Source organism: Mycolicibacterium lacusdiani (genome assembly GCF_021916785.1).
In the GTDB taxonomy this organism is placed as follows: Bacteria; Actinomycetota; Actinomycetes; order Mycobacteriales; family Mycobacteriaceae; genus Mycobacterium; species Mycobacterium lacusdiani.
In genome coordinates this window covers 12,940-32,551 of record NZ_JAKCFC010000015.1, presented here as the reverse complement: position 1 = coordinate 32,551, position 19,612 = coordinate 12,940, and the positions used below count along the sequence as shown (strand labels likewise).

Annotated in this window: 21 protein-coding genes; 8 read left to right on the top strand and 13 right to left on the bottom strand. The window is 69.7% G+C overall.

What is annotated here, in order from left to right; genetic code table 11:
* Positions 1-14: 14 nt before the first annotated feature.
* On the bottom strand, positions 15-1,142 hold the full coding sequence (locus LOK44_RS28910; protein WP_372481333.1) for a phosphotransferase family protein: 1,128 nt from the start codon (positions 1,140-1,142) through the stop codon (positions 15-17).
* Positions 1,143-1,247: 105 nt separating this feature from the next.
* On the opposite strand from LOK44_RS28910, the gene LOK44_RS28905 reads away from it, so the two are divergent.
* The gene (locus tag LOK44_RS28905; RefSeq protein WP_237573523.1) at positions 1,248-1,730 is read left to right on the top strand and encodes an SRPBCC family protein; all 483 of its coding nucleotides are present in this window, start codon (positions 1,248-1,250) and stop codon (positions 1,728-1,730) included.
* Here the strand turns inward: LOK44_RS28905 and LOK44_RS28900 are convergent.
* From LOK44_RS28900 to LOK44_RS28875, 6 genes are read right to left on the bottom strand one after another with little or no spacing between them, the layout of a single operon-like run.
* A complete protein-coding gene (locus LOK44_RS28900; protein ID WP_237573522.1) occupies positions 1,727-2,659 on the bottom strand; it encodes an alpha/beta hydrolase in 933 nt (310 codons plus the stop codon). The two genes, LOK44_RS28905 and LOK44_RS28900, sit on opposite strands and share 4 nt — an antisense overlap.
* Positions 2,656-4,170 carry a flavin-containing monooxygenase gene (locus LOK44_RS28895; protein WP_237573520.1) on the bottom strand — a complete coding sequence of 505 codons (1,515 nt, stop codon included), beginning with the start codon at positions 4,168-4,170 and terminating at the stop codon, positions 2,656-2,658. Before LOK44_RS28895 ends, LOK44_RS28900 begins: the two co-directional genes overlap by 4 nt.
* A gap of 6 nt (positions 4,171-4,176) precedes the next feature.
* Positions 4,177-4,899: an SDR family NAD(P)-dependent oxidoreductase gene (locus LOK44_RS28890; protein WP_237573575.1), complete on the bottom strand. Its 723-nt coding sequence runs from the start codon at positions 4,897-4,899 to the stop codon at positions 4,177-4,179.
* A gap of 17 nt (positions 4,900-4,916) precedes the next feature.
* Positions 4,917-5,702 carry an HpcH/HpaI aldolase family protein gene (locus LOK44_RS28885; protein ID WP_237573519.1) on the bottom strand — a complete coding sequence of 262 codons (786 nt, stop codon included), beginning with the start codon at positions 5,700-5,702 and terminating at the stop codon, positions 4,917-4,919.
* Entirely contained in the window at positions 5,699-6,664 is a 966-nt protein-coding gene (locus LOK44_RS28880; protein ID WP_237573518.1) for a zinc-binding dehydrogenase, read from the bottom strand. The genes LOK44_RS28885 and LOK44_RS28880 overlap by 4 nt, the downstream gene beginning before the upstream one ends.
* Positions 6,665-6,667: 3 nt before the next feature.
* Positions 6,668-7,921: a cytochrome P450 gene (locus tag LOK44_RS28875; RefSeq protein WP_237573573.1), complete on the bottom strand. Its 1,254-nt coding sequence runs from the start codon at positions 7,919-7,921 to the stop codon at positions 6,668-6,670.
* 117 nt (positions 7,922-8,038) lie between these two features.
* Here LOK44_RS28875 and LOK44_RS28870 point away from each other — a divergent pair, with 117 nt between their 5' ends.
* From LOK44_RS28870 to LOK44_RS28860, 3 genes are read left to right on the top strand one after another with little or no spacing between them, the layout of a single operon-like run.
* Positions 8,039-8,887: an SMP-30/gluconolactonase/LRE family protein gene (locus tag LOK44_RS28870; protein WP_237573517.1), complete on the top strand. Its 849-nt coding sequence runs from the start codon at positions 8,039-8,041 to the stop codon at positions 8,885-8,887.
* 26 nt (positions 8,888-8,913) lie between these two features.
* A complete protein-coding gene (locus LOK44_RS28865; RefSeq protein ID WP_237573516.1) occupies positions 8,914-9,726 on the top strand; it encodes a thioesterase family protein in 813 nt (270 codons plus the stop codon).
* Positions 9,727-9,738: 12 nt separating this feature from the next.
* Positions 9,739-10,284, top strand: coding sequence for a TetR/AcrR family transcriptional regulator (locus LOK44_RS28860; RefSeq protein ID WP_237573515.1), 546 nt, complete (start codon positions 9,739-9,741; stop codon positions 10,282-10,284).
* A 15-nt stretch (positions 10,285-10,299) separates the two neighbouring features.
* Here LOK44_RS28860 and LOK44_RS28855 read toward each other — a convergent pair whose 3' ends face one another.
* A complete protein-coding gene (locus LOK44_RS28855; protein WP_237573514.1) occupies positions 10,300-11,472 on the bottom strand; it encodes a CaiB/BaiF CoA transferase family protein in 1,173 nt (390 codons plus the stop codon).
* Between the two features lie 146 nt (positions 11,473-11,618).
* Between LOK44_RS28855 and LOK44_RS28850 the strand changes: the two genes are divergently transcribed.
* From LOK44_RS28850 to LOK44_RS28840, 3 genes are all read left to right on the top strand, one after another.
* Positions 11,619-12,170 (top strand): TetR/AcrR family transcriptional regulator, encoded by a 552-nt coding sequence (locus LOK44_RS28850; RefSeq protein ID WP_237573513.1) that lies wholly within the window; start codon positions 11,619-11,621, stop codon positions 12,168-12,170.
* A gap of 121 nt (positions 12,171-12,291) precedes the next feature.
* Positions 12,292-13,776 (top strand): aldehyde dehydrogenase family protein, encoded by a 1,485-nt coding sequence (locus tag LOK44_RS28845; RefSeq protein WP_237573512.1) that lies wholly within the window; start codon positions 12,292-12,294, stop codon positions 13,774-13,776.
* A 5-nt stretch (positions 13,777-13,781) separates the two neighbouring features.
* Positions 13,782-14,198: a nuclear transport factor 2 family protein gene (locus LOK44_RS28840; protein ID WP_372481332.1), complete on the top strand. Its 417-nt coding sequence runs from the start codon at positions 13,782-13,784 to the stop codon at positions 14,196-14,198.
* 7 nt (positions 14,199-14,205) lie between these two features.
* Here LOK44_RS28840 and rlmN read toward each other — a convergent pair whose 3' ends face one another.
* Positions 14,206-15,333: a dual-specificity RNA methyltransferase RlmN gene (rlmN, locus tag LOK44_RS28835; protein ID WP_237573510.1), complete on the bottom strand. Its 1,128-nt coding sequence runs from the start codon at positions 15,331-15,333 to the stop codon at positions 14,206-14,208.
* 13 nt (positions 15,334-15,346) lie between these two features.
* Positions 15,347-16,198, bottom strand: a complete 852-nt coding sequence (locus LOK44_RS28830) for a LysR family transcriptional regulator (RefSeq protein WP_237573509.1) — start codon at positions 16,196-16,198, stop codon at positions 15,347-15,349.
* Between the two features lie 169 nt (positions 16,199-16,367).
* On the opposite strand from LOK44_RS28830, the gene LOK44_RS28825 reads away from it, so the two are divergent.
* Positions 16,368-17,312: a DMT family transporter gene (locus LOK44_RS28825; RefSeq protein WP_237573571.1), complete on the top strand. Its 945-nt coding sequence runs from the start codon at positions 16,368-16,370 to the stop codon at positions 17,310-17,312.
* On the opposite strand, the gene LOK44_RS28820 is transcribed toward LOK44_RS28825, so the two are convergent.
* The 3 genes from LOK44_RS28820 to pyrH form a co-directional block, all read right to left on the bottom strand.
* Positions 17,223-18,083: a phosphatidate cytidylyltransferase gene (locus LOK44_RS28820; protein ID WP_237573508.1), complete on the bottom strand. Its 861-nt coding sequence runs from the start codon at positions 18,081-18,083 to the stop codon at positions 17,223-17,225. The two genes, LOK44_RS28825 and LOK44_RS28820, sit on opposite strands and share 90 nt — an antisense overlap.
* A gap of 36 nt (positions 18,084-18,119) precedes the next feature.
* Positions 18,120-18,677: a ribosome recycling factor gene (gene frr / locus LOK44_RS28815; RefSeq protein WP_237573507.1), complete on the bottom strand. Its 558-nt coding sequence runs from the start codon at positions 18,675-18,677 to the stop codon at positions 18,120-18,122.
* A 68-nt stretch (positions 18,678-18,745) separates the two neighbouring features.
* Entirely contained in the window at positions 18,746-19,489 is a 744-nt protein-coding gene (pyrH, locus tag LOK44_RS28810; RefSeq protein ID WP_237573506.1) for a UMP kinase, read from the bottom strand.
* Positions 19,490-19,612 lie beyond the last annotated feature (123 nt).

Below are 19,612 nucleotides of genomic sequence, written 5' to 3'. Positions count from 1 at the left end.
ACTCCGCAGCGGCGTCAGCGTGCCCGCCGAAGTGCCGACACGGTCTCCAGGTCCTCGATGGCCGTGACCGCGCGGGACACCCCCTCCAGCGCGACGGCCTCGTCCTGCATTCCGCCGAGCCCCGCGGTGGTCAGCGGTGACACGTAGGCATAGGTGACGGCCTGGCGGTAACGCAGCCACAGGTTCTCGCGGTCGAGTCGAGGTCCGCCCGCGGCCTCGAGAGCATCACGGTAGACGTCGAGCAGATCCCGTTCCGCGGAACGCCGTTGCGCGACTGGCAGACCGAGTACGAGCGTGTAGGTCAGATCGCGGGAAGGGTGACCCCGACGCACCACCTGCCAGTCCAGCAGTCCCGCACGCCCGTCGCGGACGTAGGTGTTGCCGGGGTGGGAATCCCCGTGCAGGACGGTGTGCGGTCCTTCGTCGACGACGTCGGTGGCGCGCTGGTAGTGCTGCCAGAGCCATCGCCCGGCGTCGATCGGCACGCCTGCGCGGTCGGCGAGTGTGCGCGCCGACGCCTTCATCAACGCGGGTGTGAGCAGGTTGGCCGGGTCGCTCGCGGGCGCGGCGAGCCACCCCAATGGTCCTGCGCCGCCAGGTTTCTCGGGAAGCCTGCCCCAGAACGTCCCGTGCAGCTTGGCGAGCACCTCCATCAGCTGCGCCATCTGGTCGAGTTCGAGCGGGTGCAGCGTGTCCGCGAACCGGCACGGCGTGACGGTCATGTCTTCCAGGACGACGACGTAGCGCCCGGTCAGCGGGTCGAATGCCGCACCGTACGAGCGCGGCACCCCGTCCCCGAGTTCGTGCGCCAGGTCGCGATAGAAACGGGCCTCGGTCTCGCCGAGGCGAGCGAGTTCGCCGAGCATGCGAGTGGCGGCGGTGGTGGCGGAGACCTTGACGAACACCGTGCCCGGCAGACCCGACCCGGTGAGCGCCAGTCGAGCGCGCGAGGACGTGCCGGACTCCGCGTCGACGACCGATGCCGACTCGACCGGTCGGCCGAGCACTCGCGACAACGCGTCCGGCGTGAGATCGGTGACGCTGCGCGGGAATCGCCGCCGCCCGCCCAGCGCGGCGTCGAGCGCGATCCGTCCCGCGCCGTGTGCCACGTGTGCGCCCAGCCGGGCGGCGCGCATCGCCATCATCGTCTCCAGTCGTCACGACAGAGCGTGACAATCCGCGCCCGATTTGTAAAGCTACTCGTCGAGTGTCGCCGACGGCGGCGGAACTTCGGAGAGGCCAGACCCATGGGAATCGTCACCACCAGCTCGGAAACCGCGTTCACCCACTCCCCCGAGACGCTCTACGACTTCGTCACCAACCCGCAAAACTGGACCAAGACCTACCCCGGCAGCTCGCACGTCGGCAACGCCGACAACGACATGCCGCTGCGCGTTGGCGACACGTGGACCGAGGCAGGTCCCGACGGCGAGCGCATCTTCACCTGGCACCTCGCGATCGCGATGCGCCCGACGATGTGGGTCTTCACCTCCGTCGGTCGGCTCGGTCACGATCGCGAAGGCAATGGCGGCATGGAGGGCCGCATCACCGTGCAGTACCACTTCACCCGGCCCGGTCAGGACGTCACGTTGTTCACGAGGACCATGACCATCGAGGCGCCCAAGCACGCGCCGCTGCCCGACGGCTTCTTCCGCATCGTCAACCCGGCGAACATCGACACCTACCACCAGGCAATCGCCCGCGAACTCGATTCGGCGACAACGGGTTAGCCGTCCAAGGCTCGGCGCAGCGCCTCGGCCTGCATCGCGAACAGCGCCTGGCTGACGTCGCACTCGGGAGCCATCGAGTCGAAGCCGTGACACGTTCCCGGGAAGACGTGCAGCTCCGTGGGCACGCCTGCCCACATGAGTCGCAGTGCGTAGTCGACCGCCTCGTCGCGCAGGGGGTCGAGTTCCGAACAGGTGATCAGCGCCGGAGCGACACCGGTCAGGTCGGCCAGCCGCGCCGGCACCGCCTCGGCATGCAACCCCGCACCGACCGCCAGGTGGCGCCACATCCGTTCGCATGCCACGCCGTCGAACCCCGGGGTGTCGTCGAACTCGTCCTTCGACGGCGTGGGCCGGTCATCGAGGACGGGTTGGTGCAGGAGTTGGAAGACGACGGCGGGAGCAGCTCCCACCGCCGCGCACTGCGCCAGCGTCGCTGCGAGTGCGGCCCCTGCGCTGTTGCCCGCCACCGCGACGCGAGCGGCGTCCACCCCGAGCGACTTCGCCTCTGCGACCACCCATTCGACGACCGTCAAGGCATCCCGCAGGGCCGCCGGGAAGGGATGCTCGGGTGCCAGCCGATAGTCGACCGACACCACGGTGCACCGGGCCCGGCGCGCCAGTTCCATGCACTGGCGGTGGTCGGTGTCGAGGTTGCCAAGCACGAACGCACCCGAATGGCAGTAGACGACGACGGGTGCGGGCACCGGTCCGCCGCGGTAGATCCGCACCTGCACCGCGTGGCCCATCGACTCCGCGGTGGTGGCGTCGACGACCTCGACCCCGCGCGTATCCAGCGCGGCGACGCCCTCGCGGCGGCGGGCGTCGAGCGACGCCCGGACCACGGGTAGGGCGTCGCTGCTCAGGTCGACGCGAAAGGTGGCGAGGTGGCGCAGCGCGGGCACCAGCCGGCGCGCGTGGTCGCCCGTCACGGCGCACCCTCGAGCACGGCGTGCGGGTCCACGTGGACGTCGGGCCGGTCGGTCGACGGCTCGAACCGGTAGTCCCGCGGCCGGAATCGGCGCGTCATCACCCAGAAGTCGCGGGCACTGCGCGGCCACTGCGTCACGACGCGGCCGTTGGCAGCGCGGAAGTAGCTGCTGCACCGGGTGGTCCACACGGTGCCCTGCATCCAGCGATCGATCCGCTCGACGAACGCCCGCATGGTGTCGGGGCGCACCGCGACGTAGGACTTCCCGTGGCGGCGCAGATGCGTCAGGGCGCGCATTACGTAGTGCGCCTGGGCCTCGAGCATGAAGATGACGCTGTTGGAACCGACGTTGGTGTTGGGGCCGTAGAGCATGAACATGTTCGGGAAGCCGGGCACCGCCATCCCGAGGTAGGCGTAGGCGCCATCGCGCCAGGCGTCGTGCAGCGAGCGGCCGCCCTCGCCGGTCACCTCGATCTGGCCCAGATAGTCGGCCGCGGCGTATCCGGTCGCGCACACCACCACGTCGACGTCGAGTGCGCGACCGTCCTCGGTGACCAGCGACCGCGTCCGCAGCGCCTTGGCTGGGCTGGACACCACCTCCACGTGCGGCTCGGTCAGCGCCGGGATGAAGTCCGACGAGAACACCAGACGCTTGCAGCCAAAGGGTGTTTCGGGCGTCAATCGTCGGCGCAGCTCGCGGTCCGGCACGGCGCGATCGAGCATCGCGTCGGCCGCCGCACGGAACTGCTGGGTCTTGTCGCTGCCGTGCTCGATCACCGAGATGTTGGACTCGCTGCGCAGCCACAGGCGCGTGCGGTAGACCTTCTTGGCGAGCGGCACGTGGGCGAAGAGCCAGCGCTCCCGGTCGGTGTACTCGCGGTCCGGTTTGGGCAGCACCCAGGTCGGCGACCGCTGTATCGAGTACACGGCGCTGGCCACCTTGACGATCTCGGGTACCAATTGCGCTGCGGTGGAACCGGTTCCGAGGACCGCGACGCGCTTGCCGGTCAGGTCCAGCGAGTGGTCCCACCGGGCGGTGTGGACGACGGTTCCGGTGAACGGCTCCTCCTCGCGGAGGTCGGGCATGACCGGCTGGGTGAACAGTCCGACGGCCGACACGACGACGTCGAACACGTGCTCGGCGCCGGTCGACGTGCCCAGATGCCACGTGCGGGTGGTCTCGTTCCAGCGCGCCGACACCACCTCGGTTCGCAGCGCGAGGTGCGGGGCGAGCCCGTGGTGCTGCGCGCACCGCTCGAAGTACGCGAGGATCTCGGCCTGCCCCGACCACAGGCGCGACCAGCCCGGGTCGAGCTCGAACGAGTAGGAGTACAGGTGCGACTTCACGTCGCAGGCCAATCCGGGGTAGGTGTTGATGCGCCACGTTCCGCCGACGCCGTCCTCACGGTCGAAGATGGTGAAGTCGTCGAATCCCGCCTTGCGCAGGAAGATTCCGAGCGCGATGCCGCCGGGTCCGGCGCCGATGATGCCCACTGAGATGTTCCGCGACACGTTCGGTCATCCAATCCGTAGCGACTGACCACCGTCGACGACGAGTTCGGTGCCGGTGATGAACGAGGCCGCATCCGAGACGAGGAACGCGACGGCGTCGGCCACCTCCATCGGCTTGCCGAGCCGGCCACCGGTTGACGTCTCGACCAGTCGGCGCTGCGTGGCCGCGTCGAGCATCGGGGTCTCGATCGGCCCGGGCAGCACGGCATTGACCCGGATGCCGGTCGGCGCGAGTTCGGCGGCCGTGATCTGGGTAAGGCCCCGCAGCGCCCACTTCGACGACCCGTACGCGGCGTGGCTGGGGAACGGCCGCAAGGCCCCGGTGCTGCACGTGTTGACGATCGACGCCTCTGCGCCGTCGGCCGCGGCGGTGCTCAGATGCGGCAGCGCGGTGCGGATGCCGAGGAACGGGCCGAGGCAGTTGACCCGCCAGCTGCCCTCGAACCCGGCGACGGTCTCGTCGCCGAGCCTCGCGCGGTGTAGGACACCCGCGTTGTTGACCAGCGTGGTCAGCCCGCCGAACCGGCCGACCACGGTGCGCACGGCGGCCACCCACATCTCCTCGGACGTCACGTCGAGCGGCACGGTGACGACGTCGGCGCCCGTCTCGGTGTTCTGCCGCAGTCCGTCGACGTCGCGGTCGCATGCGGCGACGCGCATGCCGTCGGCTCGTAGCCGGGCCACGATCGCCGCGCCCTGCCCGCGCGCCGCGCCGGTCACCAGTGCGATGCCTGGGTTCGTGGTGGTCAGCTGTATCCCCCTCCGCGCGAATCGATTCCGTCGTCGGCACGCTTGGCGGTCGCGAGGTGTTGGCTAGCGCCATGGCGCAGCGCCTGGGATTCCGAGGCGAGGGTGATGATGCGGAACCCCATGGCCGCGGCGGTGGCACCGATGGTCCCGTCGCCCGCGTGTACCCCGGCGGGCAGCCCGGCCGCGGCCGCCCGCTCGACGACGTGCGACATCGCCTCGAGCACCGCGGGGTCACGCCACGCGTCGGCCACCGGCCGACCCATCGAGATCGCGAGGTCCGCAGGTCCGACGTAGACCCCGGCGAGTCCCGGCACGCACGAGATCTCGTCGATCGCGGCCACACCCGGCTCCGTCTCGATCATCGGGTAGACGGCGACCCGCGCCTCCAGCGCCGCCACGTCGTGCCCGAGGCTGGCACGCAGTGGTCCGAAGCTGCGTACGCCGTGCGGCGCGAACCTCGTCGCGGCGACCGCGTCGGCGGCCTGGCCTGCCGTCTCGACCATGGCGATGACGATGGCGTCGGCGCCTGCGTCGAGGACGCGGCCGATCGGTGCGGGCGCCGTGGACGGCAGCCGCACGGCCGTGGCCACTGGCACGTGTTCGAGCCCGGCGAGCAGCATCGCCACGTCCGCATCGTCGAGATAACCGTGCTGACAGTCGAATCCGACGTAGTCGTAGCCGGCGTGGGCGAAGGCCTCCGGGCCGATCGCGGTCGGGCCGACGAGCCAGCCACCCCAGATCGTCGGGTTCGTGGCGAGCAGCGCACCGAAGCGGCCCGTCACGCCACGATCGCGATCTTGACCCGGCCCGGGGTCGGTCGGCACGCCAACTCGAACGCCGAGGCGACGTCGTCTACCGAGAACCGGTGCGTCAGATAGCTCGTCAGGAGCCCGGGGTGCGCCGCCGCGAACTCCGACGCGGCGGTCAGCATGCGCCGGCGCTCCAGCGTCACACCCGATTTCAGCGTGAGGTTGTTGCGCAGCATGGTCCGCATGCTGATCGGATAGCTGTCGTCGTCGGGGACCCCGAAGTAGAACACCGTGCCGCCGAAGGCCGCTGCCTCGATGGCGTGCCCGAGGGTGGCCACCTGATGCCCGACGGCTTCGACGACGACGTCGGGCTTGTCATCGGCATCGAGATGCCGGATCCACCGGTCACTGGTCGCCCGGATCACGTGGTCGACCCCGAACGCAGGCCCGATGTCCGCCCGGTCCACGGGGTCGACGCCGGTCACCAGGCGTGCGCCCGCCGCCTTGGCCACGTACGAGAACAGCAACCCGATCGAACCCTGTCCGATGACCGCGACGTGCCTGTCGGCGACGTCGAGTTGTTCGACGGCGTAGAGCACGCAGGCCAGCGGTTGCAGACCGACCGCGAGTTCCGGTGTGAGCGCCGGGTCGTAGGCCGCCAGTCCCTCGCCGTCGGCGATCACGCAACCGTTGAGACCGTCGAAGCCGGACGCCCACCCGACGACGCGGTCACCGGGTGCGTGACTCCCGTGACGGCTCGCCAGCACCTCGCCTGCGATCTCGTGCACCGGGAAGCCGTGCATGCCCGACGCCTGGACGCCGGTGTCGCCGGGCAGCTTGCCCTGGCTGCCGCGGAAGCCCGGCAGGTCACTGCCGCAGATGCCTGCTGCGAGGAAGCGCAGCAACACCTCACCGTCACCGAGTGCGTCCGGTGACGGTTCTGGGCGTTCGGAGCGCTCGAAGGTGAACGGTGCGACGAGCCGGTAGGACCACACGTGTCAGTTCCCCCTCGACGGCACCGAGGACGCCACCGTGGCCGAGACCGACACTGGGAGGCTGTTCCAGCCCCACTGGAAGCTCGACGGCGGTCGCCAGGCGGCGTCGACGTCGACCTCGAAGTCCGCTACGCGTTTCAGCCACTCGGTGATCAGGATCGTGATCTCGAGGCGCGCGAGGTGCACGCCGAGGCAGACGTGCTGCCCGCGGCCGAACGCCAGTAGTCGCTCGATGGGTCGGTCCCACCTGAACTCGTCGGGGTCGGCGTACTCGCGCTCGTCGCGGGCCGCCGACGCGAGCAGCGTGATGATCCGCTGGCCAGGCCGGATCGTGGTGCCGTGGACGGTGTACGGCTTGCGGGCAGTGCGCGCGAACCACTGTGCGGGAGCGCAGAACCGGATGATCTCCTCACGGGCAACGGGGACGTTGGCGTCGAGGTCGGCTCGCACGGCGGCGAGCTGGTCGGGTCGGCGCGACAGCTCCCACAGCCCGTGCGCGACGATCTTGGGCACGGTCTCGGTGCCACCGATGAAGACGCCGAGCATCTGGGTGGCCACCTCGACGTCGGACAGTGCGGAGCCGTCGGGCAGGCGGTACCTCAGCAGTCCATCGACGATCGGCTGCGTGCCGTCGGCACCCTCGGCGCGCCTCGTCTCGACGAGCGGCACCAGGTACTCGAGGTAGCCGGGCCGGGCGGTCGCGGTGTTCACGCCGTCACCGGGTTTGGCGAGGCTGCCCGCGTTGACGGTGCCGAGCACGTCGGGCGCCACGCGGTCGGGAAGGCCGAGCAGTCCGCAGACCATCGACGCGGCGACGATGCCCCCGTAGTCCTGCGTCAGGTCGAACGTGCCGCGGGCGAGCAAGTCGTCGAGCCGTTCGTTGGCCAGCGTGCGGATCCGGTCGGCGAGCCCGGCGACATTGCGCGGCCGCAGCGGTTTGGAGTGCGACCCGCGCACTCCCCCGTAGATGGGATCGTCGAAGTTGGCGTGAAAGGGCATGGGGTGCAACGGTGGATCGTCGACGGGCCCGTCGTTGTGCCGCGCGAGCACCGTCGCCGCGGGCAAGGTGCCCTCTGACGCGACGAAGGTTCCGTCGTTGCGGCCCAGCACGTCCCAGACGTCGGCGAAGCGCGACAGCGCGAAGGTGTCCCACTGCTCGACGTAGTACACCGGATGGCGGTCGCGCAGCACCCGGTAGTACGGCAGCGGGTCGGCCATCACCGCCGGATCGAACGGGTCGTACGAGAAGTCCCGCATCGCCGGCGTCACGACCGTCCGAGAGCCGGGCCGGTGGTTGACAGTGACACCCAGCGAGCGTGACACTCAAGGCGTGTTTTGTAAAGTAGTGCCGCTGTCGCCCCGATTCGGCGCGTCGTGAACCCCACACCGTTGGCCAACGGGTTCTGCTTCGGCGAGGGGCCGCGGTGGTTCGAGGGCCTGCTGTGGTTCTCCGACATGCTCGGCGAGGCCGTGCACACCGTCGACCTCAACGGCGCGATGAGCACACTTCCGCTACCGGGCCGCGCACCGTCGGGGCTCGGATTCCGGCCCGACGGAACGCTTCTCATCGTCTCCACCGAGGACCGCCAGGTACTACGGTACGACGGGGACGACGTGACCCTGCTGGCCGATCTGTCCGACGTGGCCCCGGCGAACCTGGGTGACATGGTCATCGACGACGCCGGTCGCGCCTACGTCGGGTCGCAGGCGCGCGACGGCGGCCTGATCGTCCGCATCGACCCGCGAGAGGGCGACGACGACTCGGTGTCCGTCGTCGCCGACGATCTCGAGTTCCCCAACGGCATGGTGCTGACCCCCGATGGCAGCACGCTGGTGGTCGCGGAGTCGACGGGACGGCGCCTCACCGCGTTCACCGTCGACGGCCGGGGCGCACTGACGGAGCGGCGGGTGTTCGCCGACGGCCTCTCGGGTCCGCCGGACGGCCTGGCACTCGACGCCGAGGGCGGGGTGTGGGCGGCGATGACGCTCGCCCACCGCTTCGAACGCATCGTCGACACCGGCGAGGGACGACACGAGGTCACCCACGGCATCGACATGGCCGGGCGGACCGCGATCGCCTGCGCGCTGGGCGGTCCCGCGGGCCGCACGCTGTTCCTGCTGTCGAGCACCGACGCCTACCCAGAGCGGTTGATCGGCACGAAGGCGTCGCGCGTCGACGCGATCGTCGTCGACGTGCCCGCGCCGGGCATCTTCGAGCACTGACGCACGAGCACTGACGGAGGGTCGCGATGTCCGACTGCTACTACGAGATGATCGACGCCGACGACACCGGCGAGCGGTTCCGCGCAGGCGATCTGGTGCGCAGCACGTGGTCGGCGTCGATCCAGCATGGTGCGCCGGTGTCGGCGCTGCTGGTCCGCGGACTCGAGCGGTGCGCGCCGCGTGCCGACACCAGGCTGAGCCGGGTGATGGTCGACCTGCTCGGCGGTGTGCCCGCCGACGGTGACCTGTGGGTCCAGAGCCGGGTGCTACGCCCCGGCAGGCAGATCGAACTGGTCGGCGCGGAACTGCTGGCCGCCGGGCCGGACGGCGCGCCGCGGGACGTGGCCCGCGCCAGCGGATGGCGGCTGGCGACGCTCGACACCTCGGCCGTGCAGCACGCGGCGGCACCGCCCCTGCGCCCGCTGGCCGACGCGGCGAGCCGCGACATGGCCAAGGACTGGGACCGCAACTACGTGCACAGCATCGACTGGCGCTGGCTCACCACGCCGTTGGCCGAGGGCCCCGGCGAGTCGTGGCTGCGGCCCACCGTCGACCTGGTGCAGGGCGAGACGCTGACACCGTTGCAGCGGTTGTTCACGGTGGCCGACGATGCGAACGGCATCGGCACCCGGCTCGACATCCGCCAGTGGACGTTCATGAACACCGACCTGGTGGTGCACGTGCACCGCGTGCCCGATGGGGAGTGGATCGGCATCCGCGCCGAGACGAGTTACGGGCCGGACGGGATCGGGACGACCTTCGGCACGCTGTTCGACGCCCACGGTGCGGTCGGCGGCATCCAGCAGTCGGTGCTCGTCCGTCCGATGCCGGGCCGATAGGGCAACGCCACCGTGGACGACCTCACCGAGCCCGAGATCGACCACCCCACCCGGGAGCGGATTCTGACCGCGGCGGCCGAGGTGCTCGGGCGCCGGGGCACCACCAAGCTGAGCCTGTCGGACGTCGCACACCAGGCCGGCGTCTCCCGTCCGACGCTGTACCGGTGGTTCGGCTCCAAGCGGGATCTGCTCGACGCCTTCGTCGTCTGGGAGCGGGAGTACTACGAGCGGGCGGTCGCCGAGGCGTCCGAGGGGCTGGCCCGCGCCGACCGGCTCGACGCGACGCTGCGCACGATCGTCGCCTACCAGCAGTCCTATCCCGGGCTGCGCATGGTGGACATCGAGCCCGAGCACGTCATCGCGCGGCTGTCGGCGTTCATCCCGCTGATGCGCCAGCGTCTGGAGCGCCTCATCCCTGGTCCCGACGCAGCCACCGCGGCCGCGACGGTGGCGCGGGTGGCGATGGCGCACTACCTCGTTCGCAGCGACGACGCCGACCAGTTCCTCGCGCAGTTGCGGCACGCGGCGGGCATCAAAGCGCCGCGCGCCGACGGGTGACCCTGCGCCGTTTACTCAGCCGCGACGGCGCCGCTGCGCGAGTTCGTCAAGGATCTCCTCGGTGTGCTGCCCCAGCGTGGGTGCGGTCGACCTGGGCTCCCACGGCGTGCCGTGGAAGTCGGCGGGCGTGGCGACCATCGGCTGGACGCCATCGGTGTCCGGCACGTACACGACGCCGCCCGCGGCGTGGAACTGGTCGTCGGCGAGCACGTCGTCGAGCGAGTTGACCGGTGACCAGAAGAAGTCCGGCTCTGCTGCGAACACCTCGGCCCAGTCCTCGAGCGGGCGGGTAACGAAGATGGCGTCGAGTTCGCCGATGAGTTGCACGGCGTTGGCCGCCCTGGCCCGCGCGGTGGCGTACCGCTTGTCGTCGAGCCATTCGGTCCGGCCGACGGCGCGGCACAGTGCCGGCCAGTGTCGGTCACCCTGCAGGCCGACGATCCAGAACCGTCGCCCGTCGGCCGTGGCGTAGTTGTTCATGCACGGGTTTCCCATGGTCTCGCGCTGTCCGACGGCGATCTGCTGGCCGGTGAGCAGCACGGTGTTGAGGTCGAAGCTGACGGTGTAGGCGCCTTGGCGGTACAGCGACGTCGACACCAGCTGCCCCTCCCCGGTCCGCTGACGTGCGACCAGCGCGGCGCACACCGCGGCCGCGAGCGTCATCCCCGCCGAGTGGTCGCCCATCCCGCCGCGCTGGAACGGCGGCACGTCACCGGGACGGGTCAGCAGGTCGGCGATGCCGGCCCGGGCCCAGAACGCCGCGACGTCGTAGGCGGCGCGGTCGGCGTCGGGCCCGTCGGCGCCGTACCCGGTGATCAGCCCATAAACCAACCGGGGGTTGCGCTCGGCGAGCGTGGCGAAGTCGAGGCCGAGGCGCGTCAGGGCGCCCGGCCGGACGTTGGTGACGAAGACGTCGGCGTCGGCCACCAGGTCGAGGGCGACGCCCCTGCCCTCGGCGGTGGTCAGGTCGGCGACGATGCTGCGCTTGGAGCGGTTGTCCATCTCGAACGGCGGGTTCACGCCGGACTCGATCTGCAGCATCCGGCCGAACGTGCGGGCCGGATCCCCCTGCGGCGGTTCGATCTTGATCACGTCCGCGCCCCACTCGGCGAGGATGCCGCCCGCCGCCGGTGCGGCGACCCACACGCCGAGTTCGACGACCCTGGTGCCTTCGAGCGGTCCGGCCACCGTCATCCTCCAGTCACTCCGGCGATCACGCCGTTGGCGCCCTCGCGGCCACCGCGTACCTTACGATCATCGGAGCATTCGTAACCGTCGGGGCAGGTGACGCCCGTTGTCCGAGGTAGAAGTTCCGAGCTGGAAGTGGTGAGCCGATGAGCGCCGATCAGGCCCACCCTGACTTCGGCGACGACACCTCGACGCGCCACCGGATACTGTCGGCCACCACCGAGGTGCTCGCGCGCAGCGGCCAGTCCAAGCTCAGCCTCTCCGAGGTCGCGATGCAGGCCGGGGTGTCGCGCCCCACGCTCTACCGCTGGTTCGCCTCCAAGGAGGAACTGCTCCAGGCGTTCGGCGTGTACGAGCGCGAGATGTTCGACTCCGGTATCAGCAAGGCCACCGCGGGTCTGCGCGGCAACGAGAAGCTGGACGCCGCGCTGCAGTTCATCGTCTCCTACCAGCAGTCGTACTCGGGTGTGCGGGTCATCGACATCGAGCCCGAGGTGGTCATCGCGCAGCTCGACCGGGTGATCCCGGTGATGCGGACCAGGCTCGAACGCCTGCTGCAGGGTCCCAACCGCGCGGTCAAGGCGGCGACGGCAATCCGGGTTGCGGTCTCGCACTACATCGTTCGCAGTGACGACGACGACCAGTTCCTGGCCCAGTTGCGGCATGCGGTGGGCATCAAACCGCCCGCAGGCGACTGATCGCCCGCACCTCCCCGCCCGAGCGTGAGCCTCGTGCACGCCTGAGTGCCGCTTTGCGTACATAGCCCCCACGCTCGCCGAAACGCCTGACACTTCGGAGATAGTTTGTAAAGCTATCCACATGACGACCGTAGAGACCGAATCCGGAGTTCTGGCCGGCGAGCAGCGCATGCTGATCGACGGGGAACTGCAGCACACCCGCAGCGGCGCGACGTTCGACGTCATCCACCCCGCCAGCGAACAGGTCGCGGGCCAGGCCACCGACGGCACCGTCGAGGACATGTCGCGGGCCGTCGCTGCTGCCCGGCGCGCGTTCGACGAGTCCGACTGGTCGCGCGACCTCGACTTCCGCTACCACTGCCTCACCCAGTTGCACGACGCGTTCGACCGCAACAAAGAGCGTCTGCGCCGCATCCTCATCACCGAGGTCGGCTGCCCCGTCACCGTGTCGGGCTCGCAGATCGAGAGCCCCATCGAGGAGGTCAAGCACTGGGCCGAGCACGGCAAGGCCTTCGAGTATCTGGTCGACACCGGCGTGCATCCCACCCAGATGGGCCCGGCGCGCCGCAAGATCCACTACGAGCCGATCGGCGTGGTCGGGGCGATCACCCCGTGGAACGTGCCGTTCTACCTCAACGTCGCCGAGACCGTGCCCGCGCTGATGGCGGGCAACACCGTGGTGCTCAAGCCCGCGCAGCTCACGCCGTGGTCGGGCAGCGAGTACGGCCGCATCGTCGCCGAGGAGACCGACATCCCCGCCGGCGTGTTCAACGTCGTGGTGTCGAACGCCAACGAGGTCGGGGCTGCCCTTTCGGCCGATCCGCGCGTCGACATGATCACCTTCACCGGGTCGACGGCCACCGGCCGGGCGATCCTGGCCGCGGGCGCACCGACGGTGAAGAAGACGCTGCTCGAACTCGGTGGCAAGTCCGCTCACATCGTGCTCGACGACGCCGACTTCAACTCGGCGCTGCCCATGGCGGCCATGATGGCGTGCGTGATGTCGGGCCAGTCGTGCATTCTTCCAAGCCGAATCCTGTTGCCGCGCAGCAGGTACAACGAGGGCGTCGAGATGCTCAAGAGCAGCATGGAGAACTTCCCGTACGGCGATCCGTGGGATCCGGGCAACATGCAGGGCCCGCAGATCAGCGACGGCCAACGCAAGAAGGTGCTCGGCCTGATCCGCTCCGGAATTGATTCCGGCGCCCGTCTGGTCACCGGCGGCGGCATTCCCGAGCACCTACCGACCGGCTACTACGTGCAGCCGACGCTGCTCGCCGACGTCGACCCCGACTCCCAGGTAGCGCAGGAGGAGATCTTCGGGCCGGTCCTGACGGTGACGCCGTACGACACCGACGACGACGCGATCGCGATCGCCAACAACTCGATCTACGGTCTGTCCGGCGAGGTGTCCGGCGGCGACGTCGACCGGGCGTTCGCCGTCGCCACCCGCATGCGCACCGGCAACGTCACCATCAACGGCAAGAGCCACTTCGGCATCACCAGCCCGTTCGGCGGCACCAAGCAGAGCGGCCTCGGCCGGCGCAATGGCGACGAGGGTTACCGGGAGTACCTGGAGGGCAAGACCATCGGCATGCCGGAGTGAGTGCCGTGGCGGGGGCAGACGACGGCGAGATCACGGCGCTGCTCTACCGCTACGCCCGCGCCGTCGACACCAAGGACTGGGAGCTGTACCGGTCGGTGTTCACCGACGACGCGCGCGTCGACTATTCGTCGGCCGGTGCGGTGGTGGGCACCCGCGACGAGGTGATCGACTGGTTCGCCGCGAACTTTGCGGTGATCCCGTGGAGCATGCACTACGTGACGAACGTCGAGATCCTCGACCGCACTGCGGATTCGGCCACGGTGCGGGCGATGTTCTACAACCCGATGCAACTGCCCGGCATGGCCGCGATGTCGTCGTGCGGCGGGTACTACCACCACGAGTTGGTGCGCACGCCCGACGGTTGGCGCAGCCGCAGCCTGCGCGAGGAGAACGTGTGGTTCGACAACGCGCCGGCGCGCTGAGCGCGGTCTAGCCTTCGGCGGCCAGCTGGCCGCACGCCGCGGCGATCTCCTGGCCCCTGGTGTCGCGGACGGTGCAGGACACCCCGCGATCGCGGACGCGCTGGACGAACTCCCGCTCGACCGGCTTGGGGCTGGCGTCCCACTTGCTGCCCGGCGTCGGGTTGAGCGGGATCAGGTTGACGTGCACGAGCGGGCCAAGTGCCGCGTGCAGCTTCTTGCCGAGCATGTCGGCGCGCCACGGCTGATCGTTGACGTCGCGGATCAGCGCGTACTCGATCGACACGCGACGCCCGGTCACGTCGGCGTAATACCGTGCGGCGTCCAATGCTTCGCCGACCTTCCACCGGTTGTTGACCGGCACCAAGGTGTCGCGCAGTTCGTCGTCGGGTGCGTGCAGTGACAGCGCCAGCGTGACGCCGAGGCGTTCGTCGGCGAGCTTGCGGATGGCCGGGGCCAGGCCCACCGTCGACACCGTCACCGAGCGGGCCGAGATGCCGAACCCGTGAGGTGCGGGCGCGATGATGCGACGCACCACCGCGAGCACGCGGTTGTAGTTCGCCAGCGGCTCCCCCATGCCCATGAAGACGACGTTCGACAGTCGTCCCCGCGACAAACCCCCCGAGTCGCTGCGCTCCTGCCCGCCGAACTCGTCGCGCATCGTCGCCGAGGCGGCCCGCACCTGCTCCAGGATCTCCGCGGTGGACAGGTTGCGGGTCAGCCCGCCCTGACCGGTCGCGCAGAACGGACAGGCCATGCCGCAGCCGGCCTGGGAGGAGATGCACACCGTGCTGCGCTCGGGGTAGCGCATCAGCACCGACTCGAAGGTGGTGCCGTCGCCCGCCCGCCACAACGTCTTCCGCGTCTCCCCCGCATCGCACTGGATGGCCCGCACCACCGACAGCAGTTCCGGGAACAGTGCCTCGGCCACCTGGCCGCGGACGGCCGCGGGAAGGTCGGTCATCTGCTGGGGGTCGGCGATGAGCCTGCCGAAGTACTGGTTGGCCAACTGCTTGGCCCGGAACCCGGGCAGCCCGAGTTCCTTGACTGCCGCAGCCTGCGCGTCGTCGTCGAGGTCGGCGAAGTGCCGCGGCGGCAGGCCGCGACGCGGTGCTTCGAAGATCAACTCTTGCTTCATGTTTCGCCCCGTATCAGATCTGTTGGGCCAGCACGTCGCGGACGGCGCGGTCCACGTCGGCGAGCACGTCGGCGTCGACGCCGGCACGGCCGCGCACGAACACCGAGGCGCGACTGGTGGGTGGGAGCCCCTCGGCGAGGCAGAGTCCGTCGGGCAGCCGGCCGATCATCGGCAGGAGCGCCACGCCGAGACCCGAGCGCACGGCGGCGAACAGCCCCGAGAGGTCGGAACTCTCGGCGGCTATCCGGTAGGGCACCGTGAGGCGATCGAGCGCGGCGAAGGTGGGTTCGCGCAGCGTGCACGGCTCGGAGAACATCACCACCGGCAGCGGTTCGGTGGCGGGCACCGAGAAGTTGCGGCCCGAGATCCACTTCAGCGCCACCATGCCCGATGCGTTCGCGGGATCGAGGCCGGAGCCGTCCAGCATGACGGCCAGGTCGACGACGCCCTGCTCGATGGCGTCGGCGAGCATCACGTTGCGGTCGAGCCGGAACCGCAGCCGCCAGTCGGGCAGACGCTGGCCCAGTGCCGCCGTGAGGCCGGGCAGCATGACGTCGGCGCCGTGTTCGGTGGCGCCGATCAGCAGCACCCGCTCCTCGGCCGCTCCGAGGTCGGCGAGTGCGGCGTCGTGTGCGGCGAGGATCGAGCGGGCGTGGGTCAGCACGCGATGGCCGAGTTCGGTGAATGCGACCCCGCGTCCCGACCGCTCCACGACCGGACCTCCGACGACCGCCTCGACCCGGCGCACGTGCTGGCTGACGGCCGACTGCGTGATGTGCAGGACCGCCGCCGCGCGGTGAAATCCGCCACAGTCGGCCACCGCCGCGACGCTGCGCAGCGGGGCGATGTCGAGCACCTGGGACATGGCCCCAAGGTACTCCGATCAGTAGAAACGATCAAAGAAACGCGATCGGGCAGTGATCTGGCGCACTTCGGAGACTGACTGATCACGGGCGGCGATCAGTCTCGATCGCCGATATTCGTTGGACCCGGCGCACCATCGGGCCAACCATGGATGGGTGACCCCCACCCGCATGCCGTTGCGCACCGCCGCGTTCGTGACCGTCACCTACGCCCTGGGCTACCCCATCGGCAACATGGCCGTGCACGCGATGTCGCCGATGGCCGTGTTGGTGCTCCGATTCGGTCTCGCTGGCCTGATCCTCGGGCTGTGGGCCGTCATCGCCCGGGTGCCGCTGCCGCGCGGCCGCAAGCTCGGCCACGTCCTGGTCACCGGACTCTTGATGCAGGCCGTCCAGTTCTGCGCGCTGTACTTCGCCATCCAGAACGGTGCGCCCGCGGTGCTGTGCGCAGTGCTCATCGCGATGAACCCGGTGGCCACGGCCCTGCTTGCCGCGGCGTTCCTGCGCGACCGGCTGACCCCGGGGCGCATCGTCGCGCTGGTGCTCGGCGTGGCCGCGGTGCTGGCGGCGTGTGCGAGTCGGCTGATCGCCGAGGGTGGCTTCGACCCGGCGGTGCTCCTGCTGATGGTCGCGCTGCTCGGACTTGCCGCAGGCGGGGTCTACCAGCAGAAGTTCTGCGCCGACGTCGACTTCCGCGCCTCGACGGCCGTGCAGAACGCGGTCGCATTCGTGCCGGCCGTCGTCCTCTCGCTCGTCACGCCGTTCGAGGTGCACGACGCCACCAAGGCGGCGTTCGCGGTGACCGGCGTGGTCCTGCTGAACGCGGTGCTGGGGGTGTCGCTGTACGTGCGGGCCATCAACCTGCACGGCGCGTCGGCGGTCTCGATGCTGTTCTGCGTCATCCCCGCCGTCGCGGGCGTGATGTCGTACTTCATGCTGGGCGAGCGCGTCGACCTGGGCATCGGCGTCGGACTGGTCCTGGGGGCGCTGGCGTGCTGGCTGAACGGCAGGTCAGCAGCCAAGAAGTCAGGCGAGAAGCGTCAGGACGATCCAGGTCGCGACGGCCGACGGGAGGACGCTGTCGAGGCGGTCCATCAGCCCGCCGTGACCCGGTAGCAGCGTGCCCATGTCCTTGATGCCGAGATCGCGCTTGACCTGAGACTCGATGAGGTCGCCGAGCGTTCCGGTGATCACCAGCATGATGCCCAGCGGGATGCCGACCCACCACGGCTTCTCGAGCAGGAACTCGACCGCCAGCACGGACACGGCGATGCCAAACACCAGTGAGCCGCCGAGACCCTCCCAGGACTTCTTCGGGCTGATCGCCGGGGCCATCGGGTGCTTGCCGAACAGAACGCCCGCGGTGTAGCCGCCGATGTCGGAGAACACGACGCCGAGCATCAGGCAGAACACCCGACCCGCCCCGTCCTCGGGGTAGACCAGCAGCACCCCGAAGGCGCCGAACAGCGGTATCCACGTCGCCAGAAAGACCGTCACCGCGACGTCGCGCAGGTAGTTGACCGGCGGCGCCTTCAGCCCGCCGCTCAGCAGCCGCCAGATCAGGCAGGTGACGACGGTTCCGCCGAAGGCACCAAGCGCACCGGCCGCGCCGTACGGCCACGTCAGCCAGATCATCGCCTGCCCGCCGACGAGCAGCGGGAGCAGCGGTATGGAGTAGCCGCCCTCGGTGAGCCTGCGCGTCACCTCCAGCGTCGCGACCACCATGGCCACCGCCACGACCGGAACCCAGAGGCGCGGAGCGAACAACAGGATCGCGATGACGCCGAACCCCAGGAACGCTCCCACCCCGATGGCGGCGGGGAGGTTGCGCCCGGCCCGCGAGGACTTCTTGGGCTCCCCGGCGGGAGCGGTGTCGGTTTCGGCCACCGTGCTGATTGCTGAAAGGTCTGGTCTGGTGATGACCTAGACCTCCAGCAGCTCGCCTTCTTTGTGCTTGACCAGGTCGTCGATCTGGCCGGTGTAGGTGGAGGTGCTCTTGTCGAGTTCCTTCTCGGCGCGGCTGACCTCGTCCTCGCCGGCTTCGCCGTCCTTCTTGATCCGGGCCAGCTCCTCCATCGCCTTGCGACGGATGTTGCGTACCGAGACCTTCGCGTCCTCGCCCTTGGACTTGGCCTGCTTCACCAGGTCGCGCCTGCGCTCCTCGGTGAGCTGCGGGATCGAGATGCGGATGATGTTGCCGTCGTTGCTCGGGTTGACGCCCAGATCGGAGTTGCGGATGGCGTCCTCGATCTGACGGAGCATCGTCGCCTCGTAGGGCTTGATGACCACCATGCGCGCCTCGGGCACGTTGACGCTCGAGAGCTGCGTGATGGGTGTCATCGCGCCGTAGTAGTCGATGTTGATGCGGTTGAACATGCCGGGGTTGGCTCGGCCGGTCCGGATGGCTGCGAGGTCGTCGCGCGCCACCGACACCGCCTTCTCCATCTTCTCCTCGGCGTCGAAGAGCGTTTCGTCGATCACTGCATCTGCCTCATATCGCTTCTCATCTGCGCCGCCTCATCTCGAACCCGTACCGCTGCGGTGCCCGGTCAGGTGGTGACCAGTGTTCCGATCTTCTCACCTGCGACCGCGCGAGCGATATTTCCGTCGGTCAGGAGGTTGAACACCAGGATGGGCATGCGGTTGTCCATGCAGAGGCTGAACGCCGTGGAGTCGGCGACCTGGAGTCCGCGGTCGATGACCTCGCGGTGCGTGATGGCGGCGAGGAGTTGGGCGTCGGGGTCCGTGCGGGGGTCGGCGGTGAACACGCCGTCGACGGCCTTGGCCATCAGGACGACGTCGGCGCCGATCTCCAGCGCCCGTTGGGCAGCGGTGGTGTCGGTCGAGAAGTAGGGCAGGCCCATGCCCGCGCCGAAGATGACGACACGGCCCTTCTCGAGGTGCCTGCGGGCGCGTCCCGGGATGTAGGGCTCGGCGACCTGACCCATGGTGATCGCGGTCTGCACGCGGGTGTCGATGCCCTCCTTCTGCAGGAAGTCCTGCAGCGCAAGGCTGTTCATCACGGTGCCGAGCATGCCCATGTAGTCCGACCGGCTGCGCTCCATCCCGCGCTGCTGCAACTGCGCGCCGCGGAAGAAGTTGCCGCCACCGATGACGACGGCCACCTGCACGCCGGTGCGGACGACCTCGGCGATCTGGCGGGCGACCAGCGCGACGACGTCGGGGTCGAGACCCACCTGCCCGCCGCCGAACATCTCGCCGCCCAGCTTGAGCAGGACGCGCGAGTAACCGGACTGCTCGTCCGGGTCGGCTGCCAGGACCGTCTCCGCCATCTGACTCCTTCGGGTCCGCACCTCGTCGCCATCGGAGGAGATTCCCGTACGACAGCGCCCCCAATCCTGCCAAACGACAGGACCAGGGGCGCCAACGGGTCGATGCACTTTCCCCTGAGGCAC

What these genes read in the sequence shown, in the direction of transcription:
- LOK44_RS28910 (WP_372481333.1), bottom strand. Translation starts at nt 1,142, where the DNA reads ATGGCGATGCGCGCCGCCCGGCTGGGCGCACACGTGGCACACGGCGCG.
- LOK44_RS28905 (WP_237573523.1), top strand. Translation starts at nt 1,248, where the DNA reads ATGGGAATCGTCACCACCAGCTCGGAAACCGCGTTCACCCACTCCCCC.
- LOK44_RS28875 (WP_237573573.1), bottom strand. Translation starts at nt 7,921, where the DNA reads ATGCGGGACTTCTCGTACGACCCGTTCGATCCGGCGGTGATGGCCGAC.
- LOK44_RS28865 (WP_237573516.1), top strand. Translation starts at nt 8,914, where the DNA reads ATGTCCGACTGCTACTACGAGATGATCGACGCCGACGACACCGGCGAG.
- LOK44_RS28850 (WP_237573513.1), top strand. Translation starts at nt 11,619, where the DNA reads ATGAGCGCCGATCAGGCCCACCCTGACTTCGGCGACGACACCTCGACG.
- LOK44_RS28845 (WP_237573512.1), top strand. Translation starts at nt 12,292, where the DNA reads ATGACGACCGTAGAGACCGAATCCGGAGTTCTGGCCGGCGAGCAGCGC.
- rlmN (WP_237573510.1), bottom strand. Translation starts at nt 15,333, where the DNA reads ATGAAGCAAGAGTTGATCTTCGAAGCACCGCGTCGCGGCCTGCCGCCG.
- LOK44_RS28830 (WP_237573509.1), bottom strand. Translation starts at nt 16,198, where the DNA reads ATGTCCCAGGTGCTCGACATCGCCCCGCTGCGCAGCGTCGCGGCGGTG.
- LOK44_RS28825 (WP_237573571.1), top strand. Translation starts at nt 16,368, where the DNA reads ATGCCGTTGCGCACCGCCGCGTTCGTGACCGTCACCTACGCCCTGGGC.
- pyrH (WP_237573506.1), bottom strand. Translation starts at nt 19,489, where the DNA reads ATGGCGGAGACGGTCCTGGCAGCCGACCCGGACGAGCAGTCCGGTTAC.